We start from the raw sequence: 12389 nt of genomic DNA on the forward strand, positions 1-12389 counted from the left end.
CGTCAGGCCGCTTCCAGGCTCCGCGGAAGCTTGAAGACCATCCGCTCCTTGGCGCTTTCGATCACTTCCTCCTGAACGTCGAACCGCTCTGAAAGCTTATCGACAAGTTCGCGAACAAGCAGCTCGGGGGCCGAAGCGCCCGCGGTCAGGCCAAGGGTGCCAACGCCGTCCAGCCAGGTGAAGTCAATGTCATCGGCGCGCTGCACCAGCTTGGCGGGCGTTCCCTCGCGTTCGGCCACTTCCACCAGACGCACCGAATTGGAGCTATTGGTGGCCCCGATCACGAGCACGAGATCGCAGGATGAGGCGATTGCCTTGACGGCCTGCTGGCGGTTCGACGTCGCATAGCAGATATCCTCGCCGCGCGGCCCGACGATCGAGGGGAAGCGGCGCTGGAGGATGTCGGTGATCGCCCTGGTATCGTCCACGGAGAGCGTCGTCTGGGTTAGAAAAGCGAGATTGTCCGGCTCCGCAGGTTGCAGCGCTTCGGCATCCGCTTCCGTTTCAACCAGCGTCATGCACCCCTCCGGCACCTGACCGAAAGTGCCGATCACCTCCGGATGTCCGCGGTGGCCGATGAAGATGATATGCCGACCTGCATCGACCTGCCGCTCGGCCTGACGATGCACTTTTGAAACGAGCGGGCAGGTGGCATCGATATAGTCGAGCCCGCGCTCGGCTGCCTTGTGCGGGACGGCCTTCGGAACGCCGTGAGCGGAAAAGACCACCGGAACGCCGTCCGGTACGTCATCGACCGTCTCGACGAAAACCGCGCCCTTTTCCTTCAATGTATCCACGACATATTTGTTGTGGACGATCTCGTGACGGACATAGACCGGCCTGCCATAAATCTCGAGCGCACGCTCGACGATGGTGATGGCCCGGTCCACGCCGGCGCAAAAGCCGCGCGGCGCGGCGACAAGCAGGCGCAGCGGCAGGCGATCGGTGGTTTCGGGCATGGCGGGGATCCTCGGCTCATCGCAGGGCGTCCGGCCCGATGGGCCAGCACGGTTGCACCCTATATATTGCGGGGATAAGGCGGCGTGAACCCCGGAACGGCGCGAATCTTGTCCGCGCCGCCATGAAAGGATCGACCGTTGAAGAAATTCCTGTTCGCTGCCGCCGGCCTGGCTCTTGCGCTTGGCGGTTGCTCCAAAGAGGGCGATCTCGACCTTTCAAGCGGGGTTGGCGTCAATGTCGTGCGCTCCGGCTGCCCCATCGTCGGCGTGCCCGAGGGGCTGGGCGATATCACCACTTTCCGCAGCGCTGGATCGCAGAACTTTTCCGATCTGGACGTGGTGGCGGACATCACAAACGTGCGCGGAAGCTGCAATGAAAGCGGTGCGAAAATTTACAGCCAGGTGGATTTCGACGTGCAGGCGCGTCGCTACGATACCCGGCAGGCGCGCCAAGTGACGCTGCCCTATTTCTCCGTCATCACGCAGGGCGGTACCGCCGTCGTCGCCAAGCGCGTGGGTGAGGTAACGCTGAACTTTGCCGCTGGACAGGAACGCGCTTCTGCGAAAGCAAGCGCTGCCGGTTATATCGACCGCGCAGCTGCCACGCTGCCCGATGACATCCGCCGCCAGATCACGCGTGAGCGCAAGGCCGGCGATGCCGATGCGGCGCTCGATCCGCTGGCGCAGCCGGAAGTGCGCGCCGCAATCGCGCGGGCGACGTTCGAACATCTCGTCGGGTTCCAGCTGAGCCAGGATCAGCTGCGCTACAACGTCACGCGTTAAAGCCGCGCCGCGCCGGGAGGGAATGGGTCTGCCATGGGGGGGAAGGTTTGGCCGGTAGGCGGGCGCACCGCGCTGCTGCTCTTTGCATTTGTCTGGATAAGCTGCGGCTATTTCGGTTCCTGGGCCTTTAATCCCAACAACACCACCCGCCTGTTCGCAGCAGTATCGCTCGTTGAAGAAGGCGATGCGACGATCGACCAATATGCGGAACTTGCATCGGACCATGCGAAGTTCGGCGATCATTATTACACCGACAAGGCGCCCGGCATGACGCTGATGGCGGTACCGGCAGTCTGGCTGCTAGACCGGCTCACGGATGACGAGGCGGTGTTTCATTCGCCGAGCCTGGGGGACCGGGGCTTTGTTGATTATGTGGTGCTGCGCGTCTGGCTTTCCGCTTTTCTATCGTCAGGGCTGCTCGTCGCGCTTGGCGCTGTCGCGCTCTATTGGACGGGCGTTTCGCTGACGGGCAATCGCGGCGCTGCCATGTTCGGGGCGCTGTCCTATGCCATTGCCACGCCCACCTGGGGCTGGGCCACCACCATATTTGGCCATGCCGCAGTGGGCGCGCTGCTGCTGATCGGTCTGGCGGGACTGCGCTATATTGCGGTGAGCGGCCCCGATCAGGGGGTAAGGCCCGGGCGGCTCTTCACGGCAGCGGCAATTGCCGCCTTCGCGCTCGGCTGGGCGCTGGTGGTCGAGCATCAGTCCGTTTTCGGCGTGCTGGCACTGCTGCTCTATGGCCAATGGGAGACGCGCAGACTTCCGGCCGTGCTCAGATTGAAGCTGCTGGGCGTTGGCGTGGTCGCGGGTCTCGCCGCGTTGGCCCCGCTCGTCATCTACAACCTCATCGCCTTCGGGACGCCGTTCAAGGTAGGCTATGAGGGCGTGGAAGGGTTCGAAGGGATGCAGCAGGGTGTGATGGGGCTGACTTATCCCAAGGCCCATGTGATGTACGAAATCCTGTTCGGTGAGCGCCGCGGTATCCTGTGGCTTTCGCCCTTGCTCGTGCTGGCTCCGGTGGGTCTGTTCCGCATGATCGGCCGGGAGAATTTACGGGCCGCCGGCTGGCTGGCCATCGCGGGCACGGCCATCTATTTCCTGCTGAACGCGGCCTATGTCTACTGGACCGGCGGCAACAGCACCGGGCCCCGTCATGCAATGCCCGCCATGGCTTTTCTCGGGCTTGGCTTGACCGGATATTGGGCGCTGTGCCGCGGCCCGTTCTGGAAGACGCTGGGCGCAGCGCTGTTCGCGGTCAGCGCCGTTATCTCCTCGATGATCGCCGCCGCCAATGTGACCGCTTATGAAGGCGAAACGCAGGCGCTGAAGGTGGAGGTCTGGCAGCGTTTCATCGAAGGCAATATCCGCACCGTGCCGATGGAGTGGTTTGATTGGACCTGGATCCCATCGCTTACGCTCTATTGTGCGTTTGCGGGCGTTATGGCGCTGTTGATCTGGCTTTCGCTGCGCCGGGATGCCAAGGCGACCGCCTGAATTTTATCGCGAGTGAAGCCATGACGATTTTCGAAACCTATTCCGCACGCGTTGGCGAGGCGCTGGATGCGCTGAGCGCCGAGGGCGTGATCCCGGCCGATCTGCCGCGCGACAAGGTGGCGGTGGAGCCGCCGCGCGATCCCTCGCACGGGGACCTCGCCTGCAATGCCGCGATGGTGCTGGCAAAGCCCGCTGGTATGAAGCCACGCGATCTGGCTGAGAAGCTGGCAGAAAAATTGCGCGCCGCGGACGGCGTGGAATCGGTCGAGATCGCCGGCCCCGGTTTCCTCAACCTGCGCCTAAACGATAGCGTCTGGCTTGGCGAGCTGCGCGAGATTGCCTCGCGCGGGGACGATTATGGGCGTTCCGCAGCGGGCAAGGGCGTTACCGTCAATATCGAATATGTTTCCGCGAACCCGACCGGGCCGATGCATATGGGCCATTGCCGCGGCGCCGTGGTGGGTGATGCGCTGGCATCGGTGCTAGAAGCGGCGGGCCATAAGGTCATCCGCGAATATTATGTGAACGATGCCGGCGGCCAGGTCGATACGCTCGCCCGCTCCGCGCATCTGCGCTACCGCGAGGCGCTGGGCGAGGATATCGGCGCCATTCCCGAAGGCCTCTATCCGGGCGACTATCTGATCCCAACCGGCGAGCGGCTGGCGAAGGAATATGGCGACAAATATGTTGGCGCGCCGGAGAGCGAATGGCTGGTGCTGTTCCGCAAGGAAGCCGTCGCCGACATGATGGAGATGATCCGCGCCGACCTTGCCTTGCTCGGCATCCATCACGATCTGTTCTCATCGGAAGCGGCGCTGCACGAAGAGGGCAAGGCGGATGCCGCAGAGGCAGATTTGCGCGCCCGCGGCCTCGTCTATGACGGCGTGCTCGAGCAGCCCAAGGGCAAGACGGTGGAGGATTGGGAGCCGGTCGAGCTGCCCCTGTTCCGCTCTACCCAGTTCGGCGACGATCAGGATCGCCCGATCAAGAAATCCAATGGTGCCTGGACCTATTTCGGTGCCGACCTCGCTTATCACTATCAGAAGGCGCAGAGCGCCGATCAGCTGATCGACATCTGGGGCGCGGACCATGCCGGCACGGTCAAGCGCATCAAGGCCGCCGTCGCTGCGCTGACCGATGGCAAGACCGCGTTCGACGTGAAGCTGGTGCAGATGGTAAAGCTGCTGCGCGGCGGTGAGCCGGTGAAGATGTCCAAGCGATCGGGCAGCTTCGTGACGCTGGCCGAAGTGGTGGAAGAAGTCGGCAAGGATGTTGTGCGCTTCACCATGCTCACACGCAAAGCCGATGCCCAGATGGATTTCGACTTCCAGCAGGTTGTCGAGGCGTCGAAGGACAATCCGGTCTTTTACGTGCAATATGCCCATGCGCGCATCTGCTCCACCCTACGTAAGGCAGAGGCCGAGATGGGGGTGACGCCGTCCGACGCGCAGCTCGATCGGCTGGGCGAGGAAGAACAGGAGCTTATCAAGCTCGCCGCGCAATTCCCGCGCATTGTCGAGAGCGCAGCGGCAGCGCGCGAGCCGCACCGCATCGCCTTCTATCTCGGCGATCTGGCGGCGGCGTTCCACGCGTTCTGGAACCTCGGCAATGATCGTCCGGACAAGCGCATCATTATGACACAGGACGAAGAGACCACGGCGGCGAGGCTTTATCTCGCCGCACAAATCGGGCAAATTATCCGCAACGGGCTGGCTCTCATGGGGGTGGAAGCCGCGACGAGCATGTGAGCTGAATGCCTCCCATGCCCGTATATCGGGGACGAAAATAATGACCGACGACGTAAGGCGCGACCTGGATCTGGGCGAGGACGACAGCCTCCCCTGGCTGGAGACGGCGGACGATTACGACAAGCCGGACGGTCCTTCCACCGGCAAGGTCGTGCTGCTCGTAATCGCGGGCCTTGCGCTGATCGCGGTGATTTTCGGCGGTATTTTCGCCTTTCACAACAACAGTCAGGAACAGAGCGGCAATGGCGAACTGATCGCCGCGCAGGAGGGCGACTACAAGGTCGCGCCCGAGGACCCTCAGGGCAAGCAGTTCGAAGGGGAGGGCGATGCCGCCTTCGCCGCGAGCGAGGGCAAATCGCGCGAGAGCAACGCAATGCCTGCCAAGCCCGCGCCTCCTGAGCCGAAGGCCACACCGGCCGCTGCCGCTTCATCTGCCGCTGCAGGCGCCAACGCACCGGCTTCGGGCGGGGTGATGGTGCAGCTTGCCGCGCTGAACAGCGAGGCCGCGGCAGAGCAGCAGTGGAGCAAGCTGTCCGGCCAGTATGAATATCTGAAGGACATGCGCCACCGCGTCGTGAAGGCAGAGGTGGAGGGGCGCACGGTCTATCGCCTCAGTGCCGTCTCGTCCGACCGGGCCAATGCGAACAGCTTGTGCAATCGCATCAAGAGCGATGGCGGCAGTTGTCTGATCGCAGGCTGAGCGGGCCGGGAAGTCCACGGCTTTCCCGCCGTCCATCCACAGAGTTTTCCACCGCCCGCTTGCTCGCGATTCCGGCGCGGTCTAAGCTTACTGCCTGATGAGGCGAACCAGGTTCAGGACGGCATGCTAGCGGCGATTTTCGGACTATCCGGGCTGGAACTGACCGATGCGGAGCGCGGCTTTTTTCTCGAGGCGGATCCTGCCGGGTACATCCTGTTTGGCCGGAATTTCGAAAGCAAGGATCAGGTTCGCGCGCTGACCGATGGTTTGCGGGCTCTGCACGGCCGCGATGATGTGCCGATCATGGTCGATCAGGAGGGCGGCCGCGTTCAGCGGATGAAGCCGCCGGTCTGGCCGCAATTTCCCGCGGGCGCGCGCTTTGCGGAGCTTTACCGGCTGGCCCCCATTTCCGCCATGCAGGCCGCGCTGTTGAACGCGGAGGCGATCGGCGTTTCGCTGGCCGAAGTCGGCATCAATGTCGACTGCCTGCCGCTGCTCGATGTTCGCGCGCCGGGCGCCCACGATGTTATCGGTGACCGGGCACTGGGCGAAGAGCCAATGCAAGTGGCGGCGCTGGGCCGCGCTGTACTGGATGGACTGGCTGCCGCCGGGGTGGGCGGGATCGTGAAGCATATTCCCGGCCACGGCCGCGCCATGGCGGACAGCCACAAGTCGCTCCCCGTGGTAGACGCCAGCGCCGATGAACTGGAACGCGACATCGCGCCGTTCGCCGCGCTCTCGCACGCCACCATGGCGATGACCGCACATATCGTCTTCACGGCATGGGACGAGGACCGTCCCGCCACGCTTTCACCGACCGTGATCGAGGACATCATTCGCGGCAAGATCGGCTTCGATGGACTGCTGTTCAGCGATGATCTGGACATGGAAGCGCTTGACGGCAGCGTGCCGGAGCGCGCCGAAGCGGCGGTCGCCGCAGGGTGCGATATTGCGCTCAACTGCTGGGCGAAAATGGACGACATGACCGGCATTGCACAGCGCCTCGGTACGATGAAGCCCCAAACCAAGCGGCGTTACGAAGCTGCCTGTGCGGCCTTGAGTGACCCTGGCGGGCAGGGGCGGCTGGACGAACTCGTGGCCAAGCGCGACGAGCTGCTGGCGCTGGTGTGAGCGCGGACGCTCAAGACGGTTTCGAGGAAGCGGCCTATCGCGAACCGGAGCAGCTGACCCTCGACATCGATGGCTGGGAAGGGCCGCTCGACCTGCTGCTATCGCTCGCTCGCGGCCAAAAGGTCGATCTGCGGCAGATATCTATTCTGGAGCTGGCTGAGCAATATCTCGCCTTTATAGACCGCTCGCGCTCCCTGAAGCTCGAACTTGCCGCGGATTACCTGGTGATGGCCGCCTGGCTTGCCTTCCTCAAATCGGCGCTGCTCCTGCCGAAGGAGGAGCAGGCAGACCCGAGCCCCGAAGAGCTGGCGCTGCGCCTGCAATTGCGGCTCGAACGTCTCAATGCGATGCGCGAAGCCGGTGCCCGGTTGATGGCGCGGGACCGCGAGGGGCGCGATGTCTTTGCACGCGGAGCGCCGGAGGGGCTCCGGGTCATCCAGGAGCGCGCATGGGACTGCGATTATTTCACGCTGATCAACGCCTATGGTCAGTTACGCGCGCGCACCGAGCCGGCGCTCCACATCGTCAAGCGCCGCGCGGTGGTGACGCTGGAAGAGGCGATCGACAGGCTTTCGCGGTTGATCGGCCATGCCGTCGAATGGACGCGGATCGAGCATTTTCTGGCCAAGTCCGAAAATCCGGAGCTGCGCAAATCCTCGCTCGCATCCGGTTTCGTCGCCGCGCTGGAACTGGCCCGGCAGGGGCGTGTGGCGCTGGATCAGGAAGGCACCTTTGCGCCGCTGCGGCTGCGGAAGCGGACATGAGCGCCCCGGCCGACGACGTCCGCGCGGTGGAGGCCTGCCTGTTCGCGGCGGAAGACGCGATGACGGTGGAGCAAATCCGCGCTTATGTCGGCGAGACAATCGACATCGGGGCGGCGCTAGCCGCGCTTGAAGACCATTATCGTGGGCGGGGAATCGAGCTGGTGAAGCGCGGGCGTGCCTGGCGCTTTCAGACCGCGCCCGATCTGGGCAGAATGCTGCGGCGCGAACGCACACAGCTGCGGCGCCTCAGCCGAGCAGGCGTCGAGACGCTCGCCATTATCGCTTATCATGAGCCGGTCAGCCGCGCGGAGATCGAATCCATTCGCGGAGTCCAGATATCGAAGGGTACGCTGGACGTGCTGATGGAAGCGGGTTGGGTGCGCCCTGCCGGACGACGCGAGGTGCCGGGGCGGCCGCTGATCTATGCAACGACGCCGGAATTCCTGGTTCACTTCGGGCTGGAAAGTCGGCGCGATCTGCCCGGAATCGACGAATTAAAGGCGGCAGGGCTGCTCGATCCGGTCGACGAAGCCTTTGATGCACTGGAGGAAGAGGCCGAGGCGCGCGCGGACGCCGTTGATGAATCGGACGTGCCAAATGAGGATTGGGTGGCAAGCGGCCGCGGGAACGTTTAGATAGCGGGGGAAACAGGCCTTCGGAGATTCTGTAATGCAACCGAGTATCTGGCAACTTCTGATCGTCGCCGCACTGGTGCTCATCCTGTTCGGCCGCGGCCGCATTTCCGAGATGATGGGCGATGTCGGCAAGGGCATCAAGAGCTTCAAGAAAGGCATCACGGACGAGGATTCCGACCAGCGCGAGCGTGAACAAAGCCGCCGTGACCGTGCACCCGAGGAACCCCGCCGGATAGAAGGTGCGCCCATCGAGCCGCGTACGGATGCCGAGCGTGAGCGTGACCGGGATTATACCTCCAACTGATCGCGTCTGACGCGGCGGAGTATCGATGTTCGATCTCGGCATTTCCGAGATGGCGGTGATCGCGGTAATCGCCATCGTCGCCATCGGACCCAAGCAATTGCCGGATGCGCTGATGACCGCAGGCCGCTGGGTCGCGCGCATTCGCGGCGTGATGCGGCAAGTGCGCGAAGGCTTCGACGAAATGGTTCGCGAGGCCGAGCTCAAGGATCTCGAGAAAAAATGGGCGGACGAGAATGCCCGCATCATGCGCGAACACCCTGAAGGCGCGCTGACGCCGGAGCAGCAGCGCGGAGACGAGCCGCAGATGCGGCCCCTGCCGCCGCCCGAAGCGCCCGCAGCGACGTTCCCTCCGCCGGACGAGTCTGCGCCCGCACCTGCGGAGCCGGACCGCAAGGACGATAGCGCGTGAACGATATCGACGAGAGCACAGCGCCGCTGCTCGATCATCTTATCGAACTGCGTGGCCGCCTGATAAAGTGCATGATCGCGCTCGTGATCGGCTTCGCGATCGGCGCTTATTTCGCCGAAGATATCTTTGCGCTGCTTGTGCGGCCCCTGACGGATGCCTTTCCGCCGGGGCAAGGCAAGCTGATCTATACGAAGCTCTACGAAGCCTTTTTCGTTGAGATCAAGGTGGCGCTATTCACGGCCTTCCTGCTCGCCTTCCCGGTGATCGCGCTGCAGCTATGGCGCTTTGTCGCACCCGGTCTCTATGCGCGCGAAAAGAAGGCTTTTCTGCCATTTCTTTTCGCTTCACCGATCCTGTTCATTGCAGGCGCGTCGCTGGCTTATTTCATGGTCATGCCGCTCGCCTTTCAATTTTTCCTTGGATATGCGGGCAGTTCGGGCGGCCTCAATGTCGAGGCGCTTCCGGCGGTCGGCGATTATCTGGATCTGGTGATGCGCTTCGTGCTGGCCTTCGGCGTCGCGTTCCAGCTGCCGATCCTGCTACTGCTGCTACACCGTGCGGGACTGGTGACCCGCGAGCAGTTGATCGGCTTTCGCCGCTACATGCTGGTGATCAGCTTTCTGGTCGCGGCAATCCTGACGCCGCCCGACATCATCTCGCAATTCATGCTCGGTATCCCGCTCGTGCTTCTTTATGAAGGATCGCTGATCCTGATGCTGATTACGGACCGGAAGACGGCAAAAGAAAAGGCGACCGAAGACCTTCGATCGCCTCTATAAACCCGGATGGGCCTGGATGCGGAGCGATCAGTCGATCGCGTCTTCGCCAGCTTGGCCGACCGAACGAATGTCTTCGCCTGCGCCCTTGACGGTGTTGCACCCGGCAACAAGGAAGGTCGCTGCAACGAGGCTCGCCAAAACAATTTTACGCATGTTAATCCTCCAAACGCTGGACAAAAATGAGGCCCGGATGGCTGGGTTGGGAGGAGCGCATCCGGGCCTTAATACAGAACAGCGGCAAAGGGGGGGAGGGAGTTCCGCTGCTCTGTCCATCCAAACGGACGCTTGTCGAAAAGGGTTCCGAGAAAAATATCGGCAAGCGAAAAAAATGATAAGTTATTGATTTCGAAGGTCATTCTTCGTCAATCTTTTTGAACCGATCACGGGGTGCGCTGTTTCTCCGCTGTTGCCCAGCCCATCGCCAATATCTAGAATGGGTCGATGGAAACGCTTCACACTACATTGGACCTTATCGGTAATACGCCGCTCGTGCGCCTCAAGGGGCCGAGCAAGGCGGCGGGCTGCGACATTTTCGGCAAATGCGAATTCACCAACCCCGGCGCGTCGGTGAAGGATCGTGCGGCGCTTTATATCGTGCGCGATGCCGAGGAGCGCGGGGCGCTGAAACCGGGAGGGACGATTGTGGAAGGTACGGCGGGCAATACCGGCATCGGGCTTGCGCTGGTCGCCAACGCTCTGGGTTATCGCACGATCATCGTGATGCCGGAGACGCAGAGCCGGGAAAAGATGGACACGCTGCGCGCGCTGGGGGCGGAGTTGATCACCGTTCCCGCCGCTCCATTCTCCAACCCTGGCCACTTCGTGCACACCTCCCGCCGGATCGCGGAAGAGACCGAGAATGCGATCTGGGCGAACCAGTTCGACAATATCGCCAATCGCCGCGCGCATATCGAGACGACCGCGGAGGAAATCTGGGCGCAGATGGACGGGCGGGTCGACGGCTTCACCTGTGCGGCGGGCACTGGCGGCACCATCGCGGGCGTGGGCATGGGCCTGAAGCAGAAGAGTGAGGATGTCCAGATCACGCTGACCGATCCGCACGGTGCGGCGCTGTACGAATATTTCGCGCATGGTGAGCTGAAATCCGAAGGCAGTTCGGTCGCCGAAGGGATTGGCCAGGGGCGGATCACGGCCAATCTTGAAGGCGCGCCGATCGACGATCAGTTTCGCATCTCCGACGAAGAGGGGATGGAGTGGGTTCGCCGCCTCCTCGCCGAAGAAGGCCTGTGCCTTGGATTGTCGTCAGGCATCAATGTGGCCGGTGCTGTCGCGCTGGGCCGCAAACTGGGTTCAGGCAAGCGGATCGCGACGATCCTTTGCGACACCGGTTTTCGCTATCTCTCCACGCTCTACAACCCGGAGTGGATGCGCTCCAAAAATCTCGAACCGATGCCCTGGCAGGTTGAGGCGAGCCGGTGACCCAGCGGCGCGAGAATGTTCAGCGCTTGCAGATCGGCGTTCTCGGTCTGGTCGCGGTCATTCTGCTCGTCGGGCTGGCGGGGATTGCCAATGACCGCGCGAGCAACGAGGTGCCGGTAACCGAAGAGATCGCGGAAACCGGCTCTCCTGTTGCGGAGGCGGCCCCTAAAACCGAAGCGCCGAAGGAGCCGCTCGCTGAACTCGGGGCCGTTCCTGCGCCGGAGGAGACCTCCGTGGCCCAAGCGAAGTAGATTCGTGTCCATACGGTCGCTCGCCACGGCGTTTGGCGCGATTCTCATGCTGGCAGCGTGCGCCGCGGGAAAGCCGACGGGGCCGCGTGGCGATCTGATGCTGATGACCAGCCTGCCGCTACGCAGTGGAGAGGCGTCTATTCAGGAGCAACTGAGCGGAGGTGGTTCACCTGCACCTGCCTATGTCGATCTGCAGAGAAACTATGACATCCGGACGCTGGACGATCTGAACGGACTAAGACCAGAGGGTGCCAGAAGTGCCCCCACCGGCATTCTGCTGCTCGCACAGCCAAGGGCGCTCGATCCGGCGGAGCTGGTGGCGCTGGACGGTTGGCTGCGGGCAGGGGGCAAGGCGCTGATCCTCGCCGATCCCGCCTTGCATTGGGAGAGCCGCTTTCCGATCGGCGATGCACGCCGGCCATTGTTCACCTCGCTTCTGTCTCCGCTTTTTTCCCATTGGGGCATCGAGCTGGTGATGCCGATGGACCGGGCCGGTCAGGCACCGGCGCTGAACGTGCGGGGAGAGCGGATCGAGACCCGGTCGCCTGGGGCCTTTGCAGCGCTGGCGGATGTCCCCGACCCCGCGGCGAAATGCGCGATCGACACCACTCGGCTGATCGCCGACTGCGCCGTCGGCAAGGGCAGGGCGCTGCTGCTGGCAGATGCCGATGTGCTGCAACCGGGCCTGTGGGGGCGCGAGGGTAATGGCGCGCTGATCACAGGGCTTCTCGCCGAACTCGGTGGTGCTGAGTGACGAGCCGGCATCTTGGGCGCGTTCTGGGAAATTCTGGGACGACCGGGGATTCTGCGGGTGAAAATGTGGGTCTGATGCTGCAAATCCGGAACAGAAAAAGAACTTTCGGCCCATGCGACTGACGCCGAGAAAGTGAAAGCCTAGGATTTCCGCGCGCCGCCCGGACAATCCCATGGATATCCCCAAAATTCCCTTGTTGTCCCATGAAATCCCATGCTATGCCCGTGGGCAATCG

16 protein-coding genes are annotated in these 12389 nt (G+C 63.0%); 13 read left to right on the forward strand and 3 right to left on the reverse strand.

Annotated features, from left to right (window positions below; genetic code table 11):
- Window positions 1-2: 2 nt before the first annotated feature.
- On the reverse strand, window positions 3-959 hold the full coding sequence (gene ispH, locus I6A82_RS07800) for a 4-hydroxy-3-methylbut-2-enyl diphosphate reductase (RefSeq protein WP_198094408.1): 957 nt from the start codon (window positions 957-959) through the stop codon (window positions 3-5).
- A 138-nt stretch (window positions 960-1097) separates the two neighbouring features.
- On the opposite strand from ispH, the gene I6A82_RS07805 reads away from it, so the two are divergent.
- The 10 genes from I6A82_RS07805 to tatC all read left to right on the forward strand — a co-directional run bounded on the left by I6A82_RS07805 (window position 1098) and on the right by tatC (window position 9709).
- Window positions 1098-1742: a hypothetical protein gene (locus tag I6A82_RS07805; RefSeq protein WP_198094409.1), complete on the forward strand. Its 645-nt coding sequence runs from the start codon at window positions 1098-1100 to the stop codon at window positions 1740-1742.
- 33 nt (window positions 1743-1775) lie between these two features.
- Complete coding sequence (locus tag I6A82_RS07810) at window positions 1776-3239, forward strand: hypothetical protein (protein ID WP_198094410.1); 1464 nt, start codon at window positions 1776-1778, stop codon at window positions 3237-3239.
- Window positions 3240-3259: 20 nt separating this feature from the next.
- Complete coding sequence (argS, locus tag I6A82_RS07815) at window positions 3260-4987, forward strand: arginine--tRNA ligase (RefSeq protein WP_198094411.1); 1728 nt, start codon at window positions 3260-3262, stop codon at window positions 4985-4987.
- A gap of 40 nt (window positions 4988-5027) precedes the next feature.
- Window positions 5028-5687, forward strand: a complete 660-nt coding sequence (locus tag I6A82_RS07820; RefSeq protein ID WP_198094412.1) for an SPOR domain-containing protein — start codon at window positions 5028-5030, stop codon at window positions 5685-5687.
- A gap of 123 nt (window positions 5688-5810) precedes the next feature.
- On the forward strand, window positions 5811-6818 hold the full coding sequence (gene nagZ, locus I6A82_RS07825; RefSeq protein WP_198094413.1) for a beta-N-acetylhexosaminidase: 1008 nt from the start codon (window positions 5811-5813) through the stop codon (window positions 6816-6818).
- Window positions 6815-7582: a segregation and condensation protein A gene (locus I6A82_RS07830; protein ID WP_198094414.1), complete on the forward strand. Its 768-nt coding sequence runs from the start codon at window positions 6815-6817 to the stop codon at window positions 7580-7582. The genes nagZ and I6A82_RS07830 overlap by 4 nt, the downstream gene beginning before the upstream one ends.
- Window positions 7579-8217 carry an SMC-Scp complex subunit ScpB gene (scpB, locus tag I6A82_RS07835; protein WP_198094415.1) on the forward strand — a complete coding sequence of 213 codons (639 nt, stop codon included), beginning with the start codon at window positions 7579-7581 and terminating at the stop codon, window positions 8215-8217. The genes I6A82_RS07830 and scpB overlap by 4 nt, the downstream gene beginning before the upstream one ends.
- A 34-nt stretch (window positions 8218-8251) precedes the next feature.
- The gene (locus tag I6A82_RS07840) at window positions 8252-8521 is read left to right on the forward strand and encodes a twin-arginine translocase TatA/TatE family subunit (protein ID WP_198094416.1); all 270 of its coding nucleotides are present in this window, start codon (window positions 8252-8254) and stop codon (window positions 8519-8521) included.
- Between the two features lie 25 nt (window positions 8522-8546).
- Window positions 8547-8930: a Sec-independent protein translocase protein TatB gene (gene tatB / locus I6A82_RS07845; protein ID WP_187335809.1), complete on the forward strand. Its 384-nt coding sequence runs from the start codon at window positions 8547-8549 to the stop codon at window positions 8928-8930.
- Window positions 8927-9709, forward strand: a complete 783-nt coding sequence (tatC, locus tag I6A82_RS07850; RefSeq protein WP_246449556.1) for a twin-arginine translocase subunit TatC — start codon at window positions 8927-8929, stop codon at window positions 9707-9709. The genes tatB and tatC overlap by 4 nt, the downstream gene beginning before the upstream one ends.
- Window positions 9710-9736: 27 nt before the next feature.
- On the opposite strand, the gene I6A82_RS07855 is transcribed toward tatC, so the two are convergent.
- Entirely contained in the window at window positions 9737-9862 is a 126-nt protein-coding gene (locus tag I6A82_RS07855; protein ID WP_187335810.1) for an entericidin A/B family lipoprotein, read from the reverse strand.
- A 68-nt stretch (window positions 9863-9930) separates the two neighbouring features.
- On the reverse strand, window positions 9931-10065 hold the full coding sequence (locus I6A82_RS14640; RefSeq protein ID WP_269750372.1) for a hypothetical protein: 135 nt from the start codon (window positions 10063-10065) through the stop codon (window positions 9931-9933).
- An 85-nt stretch (window positions 10066-10150) separates the two neighbouring features.
- Here I6A82_RS14640 and I6A82_RS07860 point away from each other — a divergent pair, with 85 nt between their 5' ends.
- The 3 genes from I6A82_RS07860 to I6A82_RS07870 are packed head-to-tail and all read left to right on the forward strand — an operon-like array spanning window position 10151 to window position 12154.
- The gene (locus I6A82_RS07860; protein ID WP_198094417.1) at window positions 10151-11149 is read left to right on the forward strand and encodes a cysteine synthase A; all 999 of its coding nucleotides are present in this window, start codon (window positions 10151-10153) and stop codon (window positions 11147-11149) included.
- On the forward strand, window positions 11146-11400 hold the full coding sequence (locus I6A82_RS07865) for a hypothetical protein (RefSeq protein WP_198094418.1): 255 nt from the start codon (window positions 11146-11148) through the stop codon (window positions 11398-11400). Before I6A82_RS07860 ends, I6A82_RS07865 begins: the two co-directional genes overlap by 4 nt.
- A 4-nt stretch (window positions 11401-11404) precedes the next feature.
- The gene (locus I6A82_RS07870) at window positions 11405-12154 is read left to right on the forward strand and encodes a DUF4350 domain-containing protein (protein WP_198094419.1); all 750 of its coding nucleotides are present in this window, start codon (window positions 11405-11407) and stop codon (window positions 12152-12154) included.
- Window positions 12155-12389 lie beyond the last annotated feature (235 nt).

It is taken from the genome of Novosphingopyxis sp. YJ-S2-01 (assembly GCF_016093175.1).
Classification (GTDB): Bacteria; Pseudomonadota; Alphaproteobacteria; order Sphingomonadales; family Sphingomonadaceae; genus Novosphingopyxis; species Novosphingopyxis iocasae.

Excerpts from the sequence above, each read along its gene's own strand:
- ispH (WP_198094408.1), bottom strand. The coding sequence starts at position 959 with ATGCCCGAAACCACCGATCGCCTGCCGCTGCGCCTGCTTGTCGCCGCG.
- I6A82_RS07810 (WP_198094410.1), top strand. The coding sequence starts at position 1,776 with ATGGGGGGGAAGGTTTGGCCGGTAGGCGGGCGCACCGCGCTGCTGCTC.
- argS (WP_198094411.1), top strand. The coding sequence starts at position 3,260 with ATGACGATTTTCGAAACCTATTCCGCACGCGTTGGCGAGGCGCTGGAT.
- I6A82_RS07820 (WP_198094412.1), top strand. The coding sequence starts at position 5,028 with ATGACCGACGACGTAAGGCGCGACCTGGATCTGGGCGAGGACGACAGC.
- nagZ (WP_198094413.1), top strand. The coding sequence starts at position 5,811 with ATGCTAGCGGCGATTTTCGGACTATCCGGGCTGGAACTGACCGATGCG.
- scpB (WP_198094415.1), top strand. The coding sequence starts at position 7,579 with ATGAGCGCCCCGGCCGACGACGTCCGCGCGGTGGAGGCCTGCCTGTTC.
- I6A82_RS07840 (WP_198094416.1), top strand. The coding sequence starts at position 8,252 with ATGCAACCGAGTATCTGGCAACTTCTGATCGTCGCCGCACTGGTGCTC.
- tatB (WP_187335809.1), top strand. The coding sequence starts at position 8,547 with ATGTTCGATCTCGGCATTTCCGAGATGGCGGTGATCGCGGTAATCGCC.
- I6A82_RS07855 (WP_187335810.1), bottom strand. The coding sequence starts at position 9,862 with ATGCGTAAAATTGTTTTGGCGAGCCTCGTTGCAGCGACCTTCCTTGTT.
- I6A82_RS14640 (WP_269750372.1), bottom strand. The coding sequence starts at position 10,065 with ATGACCTTCGAAATCAATAACTTATCATTTTTTTCGCTTGCCGATATT.
- I6A82_RS07860 (WP_198094417.1), top strand. The coding sequence starts at position 10,151 with ATGGAAACGCTTCACACTACATTGGACCTTATCGGTAATACGCCGCTC.